Consider the following 16,996-nt stretch of genomic DNA (forward strand, 5'->3'; position numbering starts at 1 on the left):
CTAACTTTATATCTGCTGTTAAAATTTAATGTCCGTCATGTTCAAGCCCATCAGTCTTAGCGCCTTTGAATCATTGCTTTAGAGGAGCGGGTCGGTTTGCTCTTGAGGGATGCGGCATTTTAAATGGAACTGTAAGATAATTTCTATATGATGAAAAACCCGAGTCAGTCCTATATAAACGGCACTTCCTGTATATTGAGTTGTATGAAAGCAAAGACCTTTACCTGTGCATGGGCCTTGCTGGCCTCCTGCCTGCTGACACAGTGCAAAGCCCCCACCCAAACCGCTGGCAGCGCTGCCATACCAGGCGAAAAAATCTCATTCTCGAAGCAGGTGCTGACCGATGAGTTCATTGCCGAAGGGGTGGCTGTCGGGGATGTGAACAACGACGGTAAAACGGATGTGCTGGCGGGCGCCTACTGGTTTGAAGCACCTGACTGGGAAAAGCATGAGCTGACGACACCCCAGAAATTTGAGTACGACAAAGGCTACAGCAATGCTTTTGTGAGCCACACGATGGATGTGAACCTCGATGGCTGGCTGGATTTCGTGCGGGTCGGGTTTCCGGGGCAGGAAGTGCTGTGGTTCGAGAACCCGAAGCAGGAGCAGGGCCACTGGAAGCAACACCTCATCCATGAAACCCTGGGCAATGAGTCGGCCGGCTTTTTTGACGTGGACGGCGACGGGAAGATGGACATCCTCGGGGGAGACTCCCCCACCGGGCAGATGGTCTGGTTCAAAGCCCCCGTTTCTGCCGATAACCTGGAGTGGCAGCGCTTTGCTATCAGCGAGGAGAAGAGCCCCGGCACAGAGCCATTCTCGCACGGGCTTGGCATGGGCGACATGAACAAAGACGGCCGCCTGGACGTGATCATCACCGAAGGATGGTGGGAGGCGCCAGCCGATCCGCGTGAGTCAGGTTGGGTGTTTCATAAGGCGGCCCTGGGCGAACCGGCGGCCCAGATGTATGTCCATGACTTCGACGGAGACGGGGACCAGGATGTGGTGTCTTCATCGGCGCATCAGCTCGGAATCTGGTGGCATGAGCAAGTGACGGACGGGCAGGGAAGCCCGAACTGGAAAACACACCTGATCGCAGACAAATTCACACAAACGCATGGGCTGGATCTGACGGATATGAATTCGGACGGGCAACCGGACCTGGTGACTGGCAAGCGCTATTTCGCCCATATGGGCAAGGACCCGGGCGAGTACGAGTCTGCGGTGCTATACTGGTATGAGTTTAAACCAGGCGCGACGCCGGCCTGGGTGCCGCACCTGGTAGACGACGACTCCGGAGTGGGGGTTGAGGTGGACGTACTGGACATCAGCGGAGACGGCATGAAGGATATTGTGGTCGCCAACAAGAAAGGTGTCTTTGTCTTCGAGCAGAAGGCGCACTGACAGCCTATACCGGCGCTTTGTAATTCCGGCAGTCTTAGCGCCTTCGGGGCAGTAACTGCTGAGACTATTCATTTAAATCGTTACACTATATGAAAGCTATTCTTCTCCTGTTTATACTGTATAGCTCCTGTGCCCCCTGCTCCACAGCACAGTCCGGGACAAAGCAGATCCGGCTTTTCGACGGAAAGACCTTCAGGGGTTGGGAGGGAGACACGGTCCATACCTGGCGCATTCAGGATGGCGCCTTGGTGGGTGGGTCTCTGACGGAAACGGTCCCCCACAATGAATTCATCAGCACCACCGGCAACTATGACAACTACGTGCTGAAACTTAAATTCAAACTCACCGGCAACGAGGGCTTTGTAAACGGCGGCGTGCAGTTTCACAGCCAGCGCATAGCCGACCCGCCTTATGAGATGAGGGGGTACCAGGCAGACATTGGAGACGGCTTCTGGGCCAGTCTGTATGATGAATCCCGCCGGAACAAACTGCTGGCAGTTGCAGACACCGCACTCGTGAAGCGACTGCTCCGGCCCAACGAATGGAATGACTATGAAATCCATACCCAGGGGCGCAGAATCCGAATATTGCTGAACGGCGAAGAGACCGTGGATTACACCGAAGAAGACACCACCATTCCACAGTCCGGCCGCGTTGCCTTCCAGATCCATGGCGGCGGCAAGGCGAAAGTATTTTACAAGGATATAACGCTGGAAGAACTGCCGGAAAAGGAAGAAAGGAAATAACATAGGCTGGTTCGCTGTGGGAACTACTGCTATAATTTTTCATTTTAGCTTGTGCCTTAAACCTAACATTCCTCTCCCCTGTGAGCAGGGGTGGGCTTGAATATATAGGGCACCTTTTACGCAGGCCTGCCTATATAAAGAGCCGGTACCTGATTAGATTGTTTATCGAATACCGTTTACTTATTAAAAGCTGGCGATCCAGGCGCTAGCTTCGCTTGATAGATTTATCAACCTGAAATTTTAGATATATGGTGGCCCTGACCCGATTGTTTTTTTTAATACTGCTCGCGGTAATCTTGCGTCCCGGCGCATATGGCGCAACCCCAGGCCCTGGCACTTCCGGGCCTGAGCGGAAGGCTGTGCAATACGATCGGGAGTATACCCTGAAAGCCACGATGCTCGGCTACTTCGACACCGACGGAAAACGCAACCCCACACTTCAGGCCCGGAAGGGGGAGACAGTGCGCATCCTGATCGTGAATGGCGAACTCATGACGCACGACATCGTCCTTGAAAAGCTGGGCGTCAAGAGCGAGGTGCTGGTAGAGAAGGGAGATACGGCAAGCATCGTTTTCAAAGCGGTGGAGGACGATATATACTTCTGCTCCATTCCCGGCCACAGGGCCGCCGGTATGGAAGGCAAGTTCGATGTGGTGGAAGGCCCCATCAAAGAAGCGGTGACCATTGCCGGGGAAGTGCCTAAGAAAGGCGGAAAGGCATTGAATCTGAATTTTGAAAAAGGCACGCTCCAGGACTGGAAAGCAACCGGGGACGCTTTTGAAAACCCGGTCATATCCGGCGACCCCTCTCCGGTGCATGACAAGGATATGAACATCGGCTTCGGCGGGAAGTATTTCGTAAGCAGCGGCGGCACCAAAAACTATAAAGGAACCGGCACGCTGACCTCAGTGCCTTTCAGAGTGACGCATCCGTTCGCTTCTTTTAAAGTTTCAGGCGGAGCCTTAAAAGACACCCGCGTGGAACTGGTGCGGGCAGGCAACGATGAGGTTTTCTTTGAGATATCCGGATCGGGGCGCGCCACGCTGCAGCCCGTTGTGGTTGATCTTACCCCGCTGCTGAACAAGGAAATCTATATCCGCCTTATCGACAACGAGACAGGCATCTCGCAGATACCCTATATAGGGGATGATAAATGGGCCCACATCAATTTTGATGAATTCCTCTTTTACCCTTCCCGGCCGAACTTCCCCAACGAGCTCAAGCCAAGCGACATCATCATCCTGCCCCCCCTCGACCCGGTTATCCATTCAGGGCTTTCAGGGGCGGAGGCAGCGAAAAGCATGACCATGCAGGATGGGTTCACTGTGACGCTGGCCGCTGCGGAGCCGGATATAGTGCGTCCCATCAGTTTCACAATCGACCCCCGCGGGAGGCTCTGGGTTGCCGAGGCCCACACCTATCCTGTTCGGGCACCCGAAGGACAGGGCAAGGACCGCATCCTCATATTTGAAGACACGAACGGCGACGGCACGCTGGACAAGCGGAAGGTCTTTATGGAGGGACTGAACCTGATCAGCGCCATCGAAGTGGGCATGGGCGGCGTCTGGCTCGGCTCGGCACCGCACCTGTTATATATCCCTTTAGACGAGAAGAACGACAAACCGGCAGGCCCTCCGCAGATACTCCTGGACGGTTGGGGCCTGGACGACACACACGAAGTGCTGAACAGCTTCCGCTGGGGGCCCGACGGCTGGCTATATGGCACGCAGGGCGTCTTCACCCAATCGAACGTGGGCAAGCCCGGCGCACCGGATTCGGAGCGGACAAGACTGAACGCGGGCGTGTGGCGCTACCATCCGACCACAAAAGAATTTGAGTTGTTTTCGGAAGGAACCAGCAACCCCTGGGGCGTTGACTTCAATGACTATGGCCATTCGTTCATCACCGTGTGCGTGATTCCCCATATGTTCCATGCCATCCAGGGGGCACGGTACCAGCGCCAGGCCGGGGAGCACTTCAACCCCTACACCTATGACGACATCAAGCAGATAGGCGACCATGTGCATTGGGTGGGAGACAGGGGGCCACACGCCGGAAACTTCCGGTCTGATGCGAAGGGAGGCGGTCACGCGCATGCGGGGGCCATGGTATACCTCGGGAGTGAGAAATGGCCTGAACAGTACCGCAACAACATTTTCATGAACAACATCCACGGCAGCCGGGTGAACGTGGATTTACTCGACCGGAACGGCTCCGGCTATATAGCCAGCCACGGGGACGATTTCCTGCTGACGAACGATACCTGGTCGCAGTGGCTGAACCTGCGCTATGACCCGAGCGGCTCCGTTTTCGCCATCGACTGGTACGACAAGAACCAGTGCCACAGCCCGAACCCGGATGTACACAACAAGACGATGGGGCGTATATTCAAAATCAGCCACGAGACGGATGAATGGGTGCAGGTAGACCTCACGAAAGCATCTGACATGGACCTGGTGAATTACCAGCTCCATAAAAACGAGTGGTATGTGCGAACCGCGCGGCTCCTGCTGCAGGAACGCGGGCCGAACAAGAGGGTACACAGAGCCCTGAAAAAGATACTGAACGAAAACCCTGACGTAACCCGGAAACTGCGCGCGCTCTGGGCGCTGCATGTCACGAAAGGGCTCAAGGAGAAGGACCTGCTCCAACTGCTGGATCACGAAAACGAGTATATGAGAAGCTGGGCCATCCAGTTGATGGCAGAGGACAAAGAACTTTCGGATGCCGCACTGGCGCGTTTCGCGGATATGGCAAAAACAGACAACGCTGCGCTCGTGAGGCTGTACCTTGCTTCGGCCATCCAGCGGGTTGCGCCGGAGAAACGATGGGAGACCCTTGAAGCGCTGGTACAAAGGGCCGAAGACAAAGACGACCACAACATGCCGCTGATGCTTTGGTATGCTTTTGAGCCAGTGGTGCCAACAGACGTGAACCGGGCGGTGGACCTGGCGCTGAAAGCAAAGGTGCCGCATGTGCTGCCCTATACCATACAGCGCGTCGGCGCAATCGGCTCCCCGGAATCCGAGAAAGCTTTGCAGGGCCTGCAGCAGCGCCTGCAGAAAATGGGGCAATCGCATGAGAACCATGAGCTGCAGGCACTGATTAAGGAGCAACTCGCCCGGAAATAAGCCATATACTCCTTTTGCGCAGGATTTGCTTTGGCCCGGCGGCTGCACGCTGAGGTAATTGCCAGGAAAGCCCCTGAATTTTTCAGGGGCTTTTCTATGCCCCGATGCGTTGCTCGCAGCCATATATAGAAGGGCAGCGGCAGTGAGTGAAAATCTGCTACCCCGGCAGCAAGCCTGTCCGGTGGCCGGTACAACGCTCCCGGCTAATTTTTTAAACTGAATAAAATGGCCTCTGAAATATAAATGTTAATTTAACACATCATAAGAAGGGATAGAGGTTCTCTGCGCCTTTACGTATTATTCCGATATATAACTGCTTCATACACTAGCATCAGTTAAAAGTGAGCAAACCCACCGCCAGAATAAAGGACATCGCCGAGAAGGCAAACGTATCGACCGGAACCGTGGACCGCGTGCTGCATGACCGGGGAAGAGTGGCCGACGACGTGCGCCAGCGGGTGCTGAAGATAGCCCGCGAACTGGACTATAAGCCAAACCTCCTGGCCCGCGCTCTGGTCAGCAACAAGACCTACCTCATCGCCGCCCTCATGCCCGACCCCACCGTTGCCATCTACTGGCAGGCGCCCCTGGACGGCATCAGCAAGGCCGAGGAGGAGTTGGGGCAATATGGCCTGCACGTGACGCAGTTTATCTTTGACCCCTACGATGCCGAATCCTTCTCCAGGGCAGCGGACAAGGTAGCCGCCAGCACCTTCGACGGCCTGCTGATCGCACCCATCTTTTACCGGCAGTCGCTGGCTTACTTCAACAAATGGAAGCGGCAGGGCATCCCTTTTGTGCTCATCAACACGCACATCCCCGATTACGAGCCGCTGATGTATATCGGGCAGGACTCTTACCAGAGCGGGCTGTTGGCGGGCAAACTATTGCATTACGGCTGCAGGGGGAAAGCCACTTTTGTGGTTGCCCACATTGAGGAGGATGTGCAGAACTCGTCCCACCTGATTCATAAGGAGCAGGGCTTTAAAGATTATTTCTCGCAGCACAACCTGCCGGAGACGCACCGTGTGCTGCCGGTGGACCTGCAAGGCACTGCCCGGTACACCATTGCGCAGCAACTGGATAAGCTGTTCGAAGAGGCGGCTAATGTAAAGGGGGTGTTTGTAACTACCTCCAGGGTAAATGTCATTGCGGAGTACCTGCAGCAGAAAAGGATGGAGCACATCAGCCTGGTGGGCTATGACCTGCTGGGCAGGAACGTTCATTACCTGGAAACCGGCGTCATAGATTTCCTGATCAACCAGAACCCGAAGGGGCAGGGGTACTGGGGCATACACGGCCTCGCGGATCACCTGATTTTCCGGAAGAAGAACAGCCCGATCAAATATTTGCCGCTGGACATCATCACAAAAGAAAACCTGCAGTACTACACCGGGGCTGACAGCTGATCTCGGCTACTGTTTGTGTTTATATACAGGCGAAGCGGCCCTGCTGTATTGTATACAGCAGGGCCGCTTCGCCTATATATGTATAATGGCCTGCTATTGCACGATCACGTTGGTGGTGCCGCCTCCGGCCAGCGAGAGGCTGACAGGGGCGTTGGTTTGCCAGGCGCCGGCCGTGAAGTCGGGCACGTCGATGGAGTTGGAGCGGTTGGCCACCGACCACTCGCTCAGCAGGCCCACGGCTGTCCAGGAGGCCGCATCGTACACGTCCTGGTCAAGCGGCAGGCCGTTGCGCAGGCAGTCAATCAGGCGCCAGTCCATCATGAAGTCCATGCCGCCGTGGCCGCCGATCTTTTTGGCCATCTCACCTATTTTCTGCACAATCTCCGGCGTGTACTGCTCCTCCAGGGCCTTCACCTCCTGCTCCGAAAGCCAGCCTTCGTGGCCTTTCGATAGCTTCTGCTCGGGCCACTTGCGGGCCATGCCCTTCGTGCCGCTCACCAGGTGGATGCGGGAGTAGGGGCGGGGGGAGGTGACATCGTGCTGGATCATCATCGTCCTGCCTTTCTTGGTGCGGATGGAGGTGGTGTTCATGTTGCCCCGGTAGGTGTCCTGCTCGAACTTGTCGTAAAACGGATCGGACGCTGCCCGCTTCTTCGCCTCCTCAAACATCTGGAAGTCATCGCTCTGCACCGCCGTCAGATAGTCCATCACGTCGCCGCGGTTGATGTTCATGATCTGGCAGATGGGGCCGAGGCCGTGGGTGGGGTACAGGTTGCCGTTGCGGGTCAGGTTCTCCTTCAGGCGCCACATGTCCTGGTAGCCTTCCTTGGAGAAGTTCAGGTCCACCAACTGGTGGATATAAGCGCCCTCGCCGTGGATGATCTCCCCGAAATAGCCCTGGCGGGCCATGTTCAGCGTCAAGATCTCGAAGAAGTCGTAGCAGCAGTTCTCCAGCATCATGCAGTGCTTGCGGGTGCGCTCCGAGGTCTCCACCAACTGCCAGCACTCTTCCATGGTCACGGCCGCGGGCACCTCCGTGGCGGCGTGCTTGTCGTGCTCCATGGCGTACACGGCGATGGGGGTGTGCAGGTGCCAGGGCGTGGTGATATAGATAAGGTCGATGTCTGTCCGGAGGCACATCTCTTTCCAGGAGTCCTCGCGGCCCGAGTACAGCGTGGGGTTATGGGCGGTGCCCGCCTCCTGCAGCTTTTTCTTCATGGCTTCCGCCCGCTCCGGTATCAGGTCGCAGAGCGCCATGATCTCCACGCCCTCGATGCGGCTCATGCGGTTTACGGCACCCGGCCCCCGCATGCCCAGGCCCACAAACCCGATGCGGACCTTGTCGAGTTTGGGCGCGCGGTAGCCGCTCATGTTGAAGCGCTGCGTGTGCTTGCGCTTCGCCTGCTGCTCGATGGCGGCCAGGTTTGACTGCTGCTGCTCCGCTGTGGCGCAGCCTCCCAGCAGGCCGGAGCCGGCTATGCCCAGGCCCGCCAGGCCCGAAAGCTTCAAAAATTCTCTGCGGTTGTTGTTCATGGTTTGCGCTGTTAACGTTATATATGCCGTGACTGTATCAGATCATCATACCGGAGGAATCCGCCCCTTAAAAACGCGGGCCTTGCCTGGTCCGGGCACTCTTTACTACAGAAACCTCAACTCTCCGAAAAATGCAGGCAAGTGGAAATCGGGCTGTGGCGCCTGAATGCGGTTCCACGCCAGGAAGTGCGGCTCCGGCAGGTCATCGCCGCACTTGTAGAAGTTTGCCCTGGCCATGGTACCCTGGAAGTCCTGGAGCCGGTGCTCGGTAAAAACTTCTGCGGGTATGGCCAGCGTAAGCTGCCAGGCCGCGCGTTTGGTACCGGCATCAACTTCCCCCATGGTGCCCCAGCGCCTGATTTGCGAAACTGCTTGCTCCGGCAACAGCCTGCGGTCGTGCCGGTCCGGGCCGAAGCCCGCCAGACAGGTGCCCAGGCGGTTGAACTCCAGGTTGTAATAGGCCTGCGCTCCGTCGAAAGCCACGAAAAACTCTACGCAGCTGTCTTTATATACCGGGTCGTTGGTGTTCAGGTACGTGGCCCGCACCGTGCGCTCCTGCACATAGTACTTGAGAAAGATACAATCCCCGTTATAACCGATCGCAAAACCAACCGTTGGCTTCTCCTGCGCGTCCGGCCACGGTTCCTCGGCCATTTCGTGCCTGGGAAGCGCGTCCAGCGCCTCCGCAACGAGCCGAAGCGGGCTGTCTTTGTGCAGACGGGGCAACAAGGGGGCGTCTATCTTCTTCATATCCATGCCAGCAGGAATATTACTGTGGAGAAAGTGCCTGCCAAAGATCTTCCGGGTATACGCCTGCGCGCACCTGTCGGAGGATACATTGCACGGCGGCGGCCTTATCTTCGGGGTAGGTGACCCCAAACCACTTCTCCGGCGTCTGCAGCACCTTTACGCGGGCCGTTCCGGACTTCACGAGCCCGTCCACGACGGCCGGCAGGTAAAACTCGGCCTTCAGGTTTGTGCCGTTCCCGGCAAGAAACTCCCGGAGCCCCTGCCCGAAGTGGGGGAACACGGAGGGTTTAAACGCCATCAGGTTCATCGACACGGTTTCACTCCCGCTCAGAAAGCCCGCCACGGCCCCCGGCTCCTGGTGTACGATGCCGCCCTCCGCGTGCAGGATGTGCGTCAGTTCCGTCACCGATTTCAGGTAGCCCTCCCTGTCTACTTCGCACAGCCCCCTGGAAACGGCGCCGTGCTCCGAAAGTGTGTTCTCCAGCCGGAAGCCGACAAGTCCGTGCTCGTTGTCGTCCGTGCTGTTGCGGAGGAAGTCGGCTACCAGTTCAAATGATTTGTACCCGTAAAAGTCGTCGCCGTTGATGACCGCGAAAGGTTCTTGTATGCTCGAGGCCGCCACCCACACCGCGTGCCCGGTGCCCCAGGGCTTCGTCCTGCCCTCCGGAACCTCGAAGCCGGCGGGCAGCATGTCCAGTTCCTGCGCTACATAGTCGATGGGCAGGGAGTCCGGGAACCTGCGCCGCATGGCCGCCCTGAACTCCTCCTCAATTGCCTTCCGGACAACGAACACCACCCTGCCGAAGCCCGCCCTGAGCGCATCATGCACAGAGTAATCGATGATCGTCTCGCCGTTCGGGCCGAAACCGTCCACCTGCTTCAGGCTGCCGTAGCGCGTCGCCATGCCGGCGGCTAGTACAAGTAATGTGGGTTTGCTGTGCATGAAAGGCTGGTGAAGAACAATGCCTGCTACGGTTCTCTGGGTACAGCTATAAAGCGCATGCCGGAAGAGGCACGGCCAGATAGCCCTGCTTTGAAGGCGGCCCTCATGATAACCCGGATCAGGACACCCTGATTAATGTTTGATAAAAATAAAAATTAGAAACAGAAAAACAAAGAATCTGCTGTAATGTTTACGTACACACCGCCCATTCATATACCTGCTACCGTAAACGGAGGTAGGCGCATTATCTGGTTTGGAGGTGCTGCCGGGCGAAACATTTCTAAGCTTTACCGGAAACCGTCTACCCAAAGAATCCATATATAACAGGCTGCTTCCGCGTAGCAAGTAAAAGGTGCTGTTGCAGCGTGGGATTACTATATAAAATCAACCGCGGTATGATTAGATCTGGGCTCAGATCTGCTGCCCATCCCTCCGGCTTCACTACCATTAAGCCATATAGACTATAGCCAGGTTTGGTGCGCTCAGGCTGAAGCGGCCTCTTTCTTCTTTGATCCGGCTTTCTGAGAGTTATATATCAATGCGGTTGGCTGGCTACCAATCACTTGATTATGGATTAATCCTCAGGTTCACGTTATATTTGGAATAAGTTAGAAACTGTGTTAAAACGCATTTAAGAGCTATTTGAGGAATAGAGATTATAGCCATAAAGATCGTTTTCACCGCATTTAACCATTTTTACAAAATTAAATTCTTCAGTTTTAATAGGTTTCAAAACAGTCTAAAGGATATGTTGCCAAGGTCTCAATACCTGATGCTTGCGGCCTTTTACCTGAAACACGATTACTTATAGATAAATCAGGCATGACCCATAACTTTGTCACCATGATGATTCGAGCAGTTCTGGCTTTTTCTTTTTTTCTTTCCGCGCTGTTTACGCAGGCGCAGCAGCAGGATGTCCCTGTTTTTGTTTCCGGGGAAGGGGGGCACAAGTCCTATCGCATCCCCGCCATCATTGCCCTCCCCGGCGGCGACCTGCTGGCCTTTGCGGAGGGGAGGGTACACGGCGCGGCCGACTTCGGGGACGTGAACATCGTGATGAAGCGCAGCTCGGACAAAGGCAAAACCTGGTCGGAACTGCAGACCGTGGTGGATTATGACACCCTCCAGGCGGGCAACGCCGCCCCTGTGGTGGATTTGACAGACCCCGCATATCCGAAGGGAAGGGTTTTCCTTTTCTATAACACGGGCAATGCCCACGAGCATGAGGTGCGCAGCGGCAAGGGGCTTCGCGAAGTGTGGTATATCACCTCCGCCGACAACGGCAAGACCTGGTCGGAGCCGGAGAACATCACAGCGCAGGTACACCGCCCGAATATGCCCGCTGCCAATCCGGCGTACGCGTTCAAAGAAGACTGGCGCGCCTACGCCAACACCCCCGGCCACGCCACGCAGTTCGCCGACGGGAAGTACAAGGGCAGGATATATATAGCCGCCAACCACTCAGAGGGCGAGCCGAAGCAATCGGCAGAAGACTATTTCGCCCACGGCTTTTACACCGACGACCACGGAAAAACATTTAAAATCAGCGAAACGGTGCCGGAATCCGGTGGCAACGAGGCGATGGCCACCGAACTGACAGACGGTAAATTGATGATGAACATCCGCAACCAGCAGGGCGATGTGCGCGCCCGCATCGTGGCTGTCAGCAGCGACGGAGGCGCCACCTGGGACACCACCTACTTCGACCAGCAACTGCCCGACCCGGTGAACCAGGGAAGCATCCTTACCGTCGGGGAGAAGAAAGGCATGGCCATCGTCGCTTTCAGCAACGCCGCCGACACCCAGCGCCGCGACAACCTGACCCTGCGCATCAGCTACGACGAGGGCAAAACGTGGCCGGAGCAGCACGTCATCGCCAAAAGCCAAAACGGGGCGAAAGACTACGCCGCCTACTCCGATATCGTGAAATTAGGAAAGAAGAAGGTAGGGGTGCTGTATGAGAAAGACGGTTACCAGCAGATCGTGTTCCAGGTGGTGAAGTGGAGGTAGCGGTGAAAAACTGGTGCGGCCTTTTTGTCTGCGGCCTAAAGTACAGCGCTATATATAACATGAACCCGGGAAATATATTTAGTGCGAATTGCTGATATTAAAGCTTCTGCATAACAATGTTCGGCACGTTCACTGGCTCAATGCGAAAGTGTTTCCAGTTTTCACAGGAGGCGCCGGGGGTAGGGGCCCTCTATTTGTAGATGTTGCGGTGCCGAACGCAGCGAGGCAGCCCGCAGCGGAGCGAGGGCAGCTTCAGCTACACAGTGCCGAGGGGGAAAACGAGGCCACTCGGCCTGAGAGCACTACACTTAGCTATAGAACTTGAATTTGTATAGCCGGAGGGATGGACAGCAGTTCAGGTCTTAGGCAGAACAATTCCCGAGTCCACGTTAAATTATATATATGATTACAGCTGATATATAGCTGGCTCTTGCACTGGCTATATAGGATTGACCTTGCCTGATATGAAAAGACTCACGCTTTTACTTTTGTTCCTAGTCAGTACCGCTACCGCGCAGGTAAAGCCTGTGCAACTGGCGGACAGTTTGTTCTCCACCTATTACCACCAGCGGGCAACCCTGTTTAAAAGCCTGCCATATACCCAGGGAGATATTATTTTCCTGGGCAACAGCATCAGCGACGGCGGCGAGTGGAGCGAACTGTTTGCCGACGGCAGAATGAAGAACCGGGGCATCAGCGGCGATAATTCTGCCGGGGTGCTGCATCGCCTTGAAGAGGTGGCACTGCGCAAGCCAGCAAAGGTCTTCCTGCTGATAGGCACCAACGACCTGGCCCGGAATATATCGGCGGACAGCCTGCTGAAAAACATGTTCTGGATAGCTGATTACCTGAAGGAGAAGACACTGGCCACCCAGCTATATGTCCAGAGCATCCTGCCGGTGAACGAGCGCTTTAATAAGTTTGGCGGCCACACCAGCAAAGGAGATCTCATCAGGAAAGTAAACGCGCAGCTTCAGGCAGGCGCCTCCAAACATGGCTATATATCCCTCGACCTTCATACGCCTTTCTCAGACAACACCGGCAGACTCAACGCCCGGTACACCAACGACGGCCTGCACCTGAACGGCGACGGTTACGCTTTCTGGAAGCACCTGATCTATGACGAGGTGTATGACCTGCAGCAAAAGCCCTCCATTATACCCGCGCCCCAGCAACTGCAGTGGAAGGAAGACGCATTCCCCCTTTACCAGAGTAAGTCCATCGTTGTGCGTGATACCGCTCTGAAAAAAGAGGCAGCGCGGTTACAGGCCATGCTCGCGGAAAAGGGGCTGCGGGTAGATATAAAAGACAGGGCCGTCCCAAACGAACCATATATAGCCTTGGCGCTGGAAAAAACGGAAGCGCCCCGCCTTGCAGAAGAGGCCTACACATTGTTGGTGAACAAAGACAGGGCGACGATCAAAGCCAACACGGCGCACGGTATCTTCAATGGCATACAGACGCTCGGCCAGCTTATGCGCGATGCGGCCTATATACCCGGTTGTGAGGTGCGCGACTGGCCAGCATTCAGTTGGAGGGGCTATATGGTGGACGTGGGCAGGAACTACCAGTCGATGGAGATGCTGAAGGAGCAGATTGACGTGATGGCCCGGTATAAACTCAACATCTTCCACTTCCACCCGACCGAGGACATTGCCTGGCGACTGGAGGTGCCCCGCTACCCGCAACTGACCGCCCCGGAGCATATGTTGCGCAACAAAGGGGCCTACTACACCGTGGCCGAGATACAGGAACTGATCAAATACTGCAAAGACCGCCACATCACCTTTGTGCCCGAGATTGACATGCCGGGCCACAGTGCCGCCTTCACCCGGGCCATGGGCGTGGACATGCAAAGCGAGGAGGGGCTGGCGATACTAAAGGACATCCTGAATGATTTCTGCGACACCTACGACGTGCCTTATGTGCATATAGGAGGCGATGAGGTGGAGATCACGAACAGGGACTTCCTACCCCAGGTCACGGAGTGGCTGCACGAGAGGGGCAAGCAGACCATCGGCTGGGAGCCGGGCGGCAACCTGGACAAAGCCACCATTCGCCAGCTGTGGATGCAGGACGGCGCCACCAACCCCGACAATACCTATATCGACTCCCGCCACCTTTACCTCAACCACGTGGACCCGCTGGAGGCAGTTACTACCATTTTCAACCGCCAGATCGGCGACAGGGAGGCAGGGGACAGCACGGTACTGGGCGGCACCCTCTGCGTGTGGCACGACCGGAACGTGCTGAAGCAGGAGGACGTACTGCAGATGAACCCGGTTTATCCGGGGATGCTGACCTTTGCTGAGCGCAGTTGGAAAGGCGGCGGCCATCCCGGCTGGATCACCAACGTCCAGGCCGATCAGACAGAGCGGCTGCAGGAGTTCCGGGAATTCGAGAACCGGCTGCTGGATCATCAGGAATTATATTTTGAGGGCAAGCCCTTCCCATATGCCGCGCAGGCAGATATAAAGTGGAAGCTGTACGGGCCTTACAAGAATAAAGGAGAACTCTCTACTTCGTTTGCCCCGGAGAAGAAATCCTTCAAAGGTAAAAAGCCCGCCGCTGAGGCAGTGGGAGGCACCGTGGTGCTGCGCCACTTCTGGCACCCGCTGGTAACAGGTGTATTGGAGAAAGCGGAGGAGAACAACACCTGGTATGCCACCACCCGGTTCTGGAGCGATGTGGATACCACAGGCCACTTCTGGATCGGCTTCCAGAACCTTTCCCGCTCCCAGAACTCCGACACGCCCGCAAAGGGAGCCTGGGACAACAAGGGCAGCGCCATATACCTGAACGGCAAGGCCATCGCGCCACCCGCATGGAAGCGGGCAGGGCAGCAGGGTAACTCCGAAATACCGCTTCTTGATGAAGGGTATGAGTACCGTGCGCCCATAGCTGTTCCCGTAAAAAGAGGCTGGAACACCGTGCTGGTGAAGCTGCCGGTGGGAAGCTTCAAGGGAAGGGACTGGCACAACCCCGTGAAGTGGATGTTCACATTTGTGCCGGTAAGTATTTCGGATTTGTAAAGCAGGACGTTTACTGCCTCATGGGATGACTGCTTTTCCAGCGGTCAGGGCCTGAAGGAGGGAAGTGTCAAGGGCATGACTGCCCAATAGCTCGCCACAACCCTGGAGAGAGCCGCCGGAAGCCCTGACATCGGCGCAGCGGTAGCCGCGACAGATGTTTTTTAGAATCTATTTGCGTGTTCGTTAACACATTTGTTGGTTTTTCCTTGCTTCACTTGATGATTGCGCTTACATTTAGTTGTGGCGCGAGGCTATATATAAAAGAGTTATATATACCAAGTAGGTGCCCCTGCCTCAACTGGTGATGATCCCTGTCCTCTCTTTTACAGGATTTGCTATGAGGAGATGCGGGTAGACGGCAGCACACGGAAGCCCTGGAAGAGGTGAACCGTTGCAGCGAACCTGAAGGGCAGCCTAGCAGAAGGTGCTTCCGCAGTTGGGCAGCTGCGGATTAGGACAGGGGCGCCGGAAATATCATCGGCTGCAAAACAAGCCATAGCACGCTTATGCGACATCGGACATATATAAACACAAGCTTTTTTCTGTTGCTGGTCGCTCTCTTGGTGGCGCCGCTGGCGCATGCGCAGCAGCCGAATGTTATCCTGATTTACGCGGACGACCTGGGGTACGGTGACCTGAGCTGCTATGGCGCCACAAAAATCTCGACACCCCATATTGATAGACTGGCCGCGCAGGGCATCCGTTTCACCAACGGCCACTCCACCTCCGCCACCTGCACGCCTTCCCGCTATGCCCTGATGACGGGCGAGTATCCCTGGCGGAGGCCGGGAACCAGCATTCTGCCGGGCAACGCCGCCCTGATCGTGCCCACCGATAAGGCCACCTTGCCGGGCGTGTTCAAAAAAGCTGGCTATAGGACGGCTATCGTCGGCAAGTGGCATTTGGGCCTGGGCGATGCCATAGAAAAGAACTGGAACAGCGGCATCACACCCGGTCCCAATGAGGTGGGCTTCGACTACTCCTTTATCTTTCCCGCCACAGCCGACAGGGTGCCCACCGTGTTCATGGAGAACCACCGCGTGGTGGGGCTCGATCCGGCAGACCCGATACAGGTAAACTACGCGGCGAAAGTCGGCAGCGACCCAACAGGCAGCGAGAACCCGGAGCTATTGAAGATGAAGGCCTCGCCGAACCACGGGCATGACAACACCATCGTCAACGGTATTGGCCGCATTGGCTATATGAGCGGGGGGAAGAAAGCGAGATGGACTGATGAGGAAGTGCCGCTCACGTTTCTGCAAAAAGCAAAGGACTTCATCGGCGAAAATGAGAAAAAGCCCTTCTTCCTGTTCTACTCCCTCACCGAGCCGCACGTGCCGCGTATGCCAGCCACTGTTTTCAAAGGGAAGAGTGACCTGGGCTACCGGGGCGATGTGATCCTGCAGTTGGATTGGGCGGTGGGCGAGATTCTGAAAGAACTCGAGCACCTGGGCATTTCGAAAAACACCCTCATTGTCTTTACCAGCGATAACGGCCCGGTGCTGGACGATGGCTACGAGGACGGGGCTGTTACGCAACAAAACGGACATATGCCTGCCGTCCCGCTCCGCGGCGGAAAGTACAGCGCTTTTGAGGGAGGCACCCGGGTACCCTGGATCGTGAGCTGGCCGGGCAGCATAAAACCAGGCAAGTCTGATGCGCTGGTTTCACAGGTCGATTTACTGGCGTCCTTCGCCGCCCTGCTACGCCAGCCGCTGGCAGAGACGGACGCACCTGACAGCCATGACCTGATGAAGGCGTTGCTGGGGAAAACGGACAGGGGCAGAGACGTTCTGGTGCAGCAGGGCGGCGCGCTGGCTGTTGTGAAAGACAACTGGAAGTATATAGAGCCAAATAAGGGCCCCTCCTATAACAAACTGACGGGGATTGAGTTGGGAAATGCCGCGGAGCCGCAGCTATATGACCTGAGCAAGGACATCGGGGAGCAGCGCAACCTGGCAGCCCGTCATCCGGACAAGGTACAGGAACTCGCCCGCTTACTCAAAGAGATAAAAGAAGCGGGCAGGAGCAGGTAGCA

Annotated in this window: 10 protein-coding genes; 7 read left to right on the top strand and 3 right to left on the bottom strand. The window is 56.2% G+C overall.

The window, feature by feature from the left end; translation table 11 throughout:
• The first annotated feature begins 204 nt into the window (after positions 1-204).
• From GSQ62_RS14230 to GSQ62_RS14245, 4 genes are all read left to right on the top strand, one after another.
• Positions 205-1,404 (top strand): FG-GAP-like repeat-containing protein, encoded by a 1,200-nt coding sequence (locus GSQ62_RS14230; protein ID WP_161890123.1) that lies wholly within the window; start codon positions 205-207, stop codon positions 1,402-1,404.
• 89 nt (positions 1,405-1,493) lie between these two features.
• On the top strand, positions 1,494-2,150 hold the full coding sequence (locus tag GSQ62_RS14235; protein ID WP_161890124.1) for a 3-keto-disaccharide hydrolase: 657 nt from the start codon (positions 1,494-1,496) through the stop codon (positions 2,148-2,150).
• 248 nt (positions 2,151-2,398) lie between these two features.
• Positions 2,399-5,281, top strand: a complete 2,883-nt coding sequence (locus GSQ62_RS14240; protein WP_161890125.1) for a PVC-type heme-binding CxxCH protein — start codon at positions 2,399-2,401, stop codon at positions 5,279-5,281.
• Between the two features lie 341 nt (positions 5,282-5,622).
• Positions 5,623-6,690, top strand: coding sequence for a LacI family DNA-binding transcriptional regulator (locus GSQ62_RS14245; protein WP_161890126.1), 1,068 nt, complete (start codon positions 5,623-5,625; stop codon positions 6,688-6,690).
• A 93-nt stretch (positions 6,691-6,783) separates the two neighbouring features.
• On the opposite strand, the gene GSQ62_RS14250 is transcribed toward GSQ62_RS14245, so the two are convergent.
• The 3 genes from GSQ62_RS14250 to GSQ62_RS14260 all read right to left on the bottom strand — a co-directional run bounded on the left by GSQ62_RS14250 (position 6,784) and on the right by GSQ62_RS14260 (position 9,916).
• Positions 6,784-8,223 carry a Gfo/Idh/MocA family protein gene (locus tag GSQ62_RS14250; protein ID WP_161890127.1) on the bottom strand — a complete coding sequence of 480 codons (1,440 nt, stop codon included), beginning with the start codon at positions 8,221-8,223 and terminating at the stop codon, positions 6,784-6,786.
• A gap of 105 nt (positions 8,224-8,328) precedes the next feature.
• Positions 8,329-8,973 (bottom strand): carbohydrate-binding family 9-like protein, encoded by a 645-nt coding sequence (locus GSQ62_RS14255; protein ID WP_161890128.1) that lies wholly within the window; start codon positions 8,971-8,973, stop codon positions 8,329-8,331.
• A gap of 19 nt (positions 8,974-8,992) precedes the next feature.
• The gene (locus GSQ62_RS14260; RefSeq protein ID WP_161890129.1) at positions 8,993-9,916 is read right to left on the bottom strand and encodes a nucleotidyltransferase family protein; all 924 of its coding nucleotides are present in this window, start codon (positions 9,914-9,916) and stop codon (positions 8,993-8,995) included.
• Between the two features lie 843 nt (positions 9,917-10,759).
• Here GSQ62_RS14260 and GSQ62_RS14265 point away from each other — a divergent pair.
• From GSQ62_RS14265 to GSQ62_RS14280, 3 genes are all read left to right on the top strand, one after another.
• Positions 10,760-11,926 (top strand): sialidase family protein, encoded by a 1,167-nt coding sequence (locus GSQ62_RS14265; RefSeq protein WP_237586635.1) that lies wholly within the window; start codon positions 10,760-10,762, stop codon positions 11,924-11,926.
• A 464-nt stretch (positions 11,927-12,390) separates the two neighbouring features.
• Positions 12,391-14,958, top strand: coding sequence for a family 20 glycosylhydrolase (locus tag GSQ62_RS14275; RefSeq protein WP_202621787.1), 2,568 nt, complete (start codon positions 12,391-12,393; stop codon positions 14,956-14,958).
• A gap of 506 nt (positions 14,959-15,464) precedes the next feature.
• Entirely contained in the window at positions 15,465-16,994 is a 1,530-nt protein-coding gene (locus tag GSQ62_RS14280) for a sulfatase family protein (protein WP_161890130.1), read from the top strand.
• The last annotated feature ends 2 nt before the right edge of the window (positions 16,995-16,996 follow it).

Source organism: Pontibacter russatus (assembly GCF_009931655.1).
Lineage (GTDB): Bacteria > Bacteroidota > Bacteroidia > Cytophagales > Hymenobacteraceae > Pontibacter > Pontibacter russatus.

What these genes read in the sequence shown, in the direction of transcription:
- GSQ62_RS14230 (WP_161890123.1), top strand. Translation starts at nt 205, where the DNA reads ATGAAAGCAAAGACCTTTACCTGTGCATGGGCCTTGCTGGCCTCCTGC.
- GSQ62_RS14235 (WP_161890124.1), top strand. Translation starts at nt 1,494, where the DNA reads ATGAAAGCTATTCTTCTCCTGTTTATACTGTATAGCTCCTGTGCCCCC.
- GSQ62_RS14240 (WP_161890125.1), top strand. Translation starts at nt 2,399, where the DNA reads ATGGTGGCCCTGACCCGATTGTTTTTTTTAATACTGCTCGCGGTAATC.
- GSQ62_RS14250 (WP_161890127.1), bottom strand. Translation starts at nt 8,223, where the DNA reads ATGAACAACAACCGCAGAGAATTTTTGAAGCTTTCGGGCCTGGCGGGC.
- GSQ62_RS14255 (WP_161890128.1), bottom strand. Translation starts at nt 8,973, where the DNA reads ATGAAGAAGATAGACGCCCCCTTGTTGCCCCGTCTGCACAAAGACAGC.
- GSQ62_RS14260 (WP_161890129.1), bottom strand. Translation starts at nt 9,916, where the DNA reads ATGCACAGCAAACCCACATTACTTGTACTAGCCGCCGGCATGGCGACG.
- GSQ62_RS14265 (WP_237586635.1), top strand. Translation starts at nt 10,760, where the DNA reads ATGATGATTCGAGCAGTTCTGGCTTTTTCTTTTTTTCTTTCCGCGCTG.
- GSQ62_RS14275 (WP_202621787.1), top strand. Translation starts at nt 12,391, where the DNA reads ATGAAAAGACTCACGCTTTTACTTTTGTTCCTAGTCAGTACCGCTACC.
- GSQ62_RS14280 (WP_161890130.1), top strand. Translation starts at nt 15,465, where the DNA reads ATGCGACATCGGACATATATAAACACAAGCTTTTTTCTGTTGCTGGTC.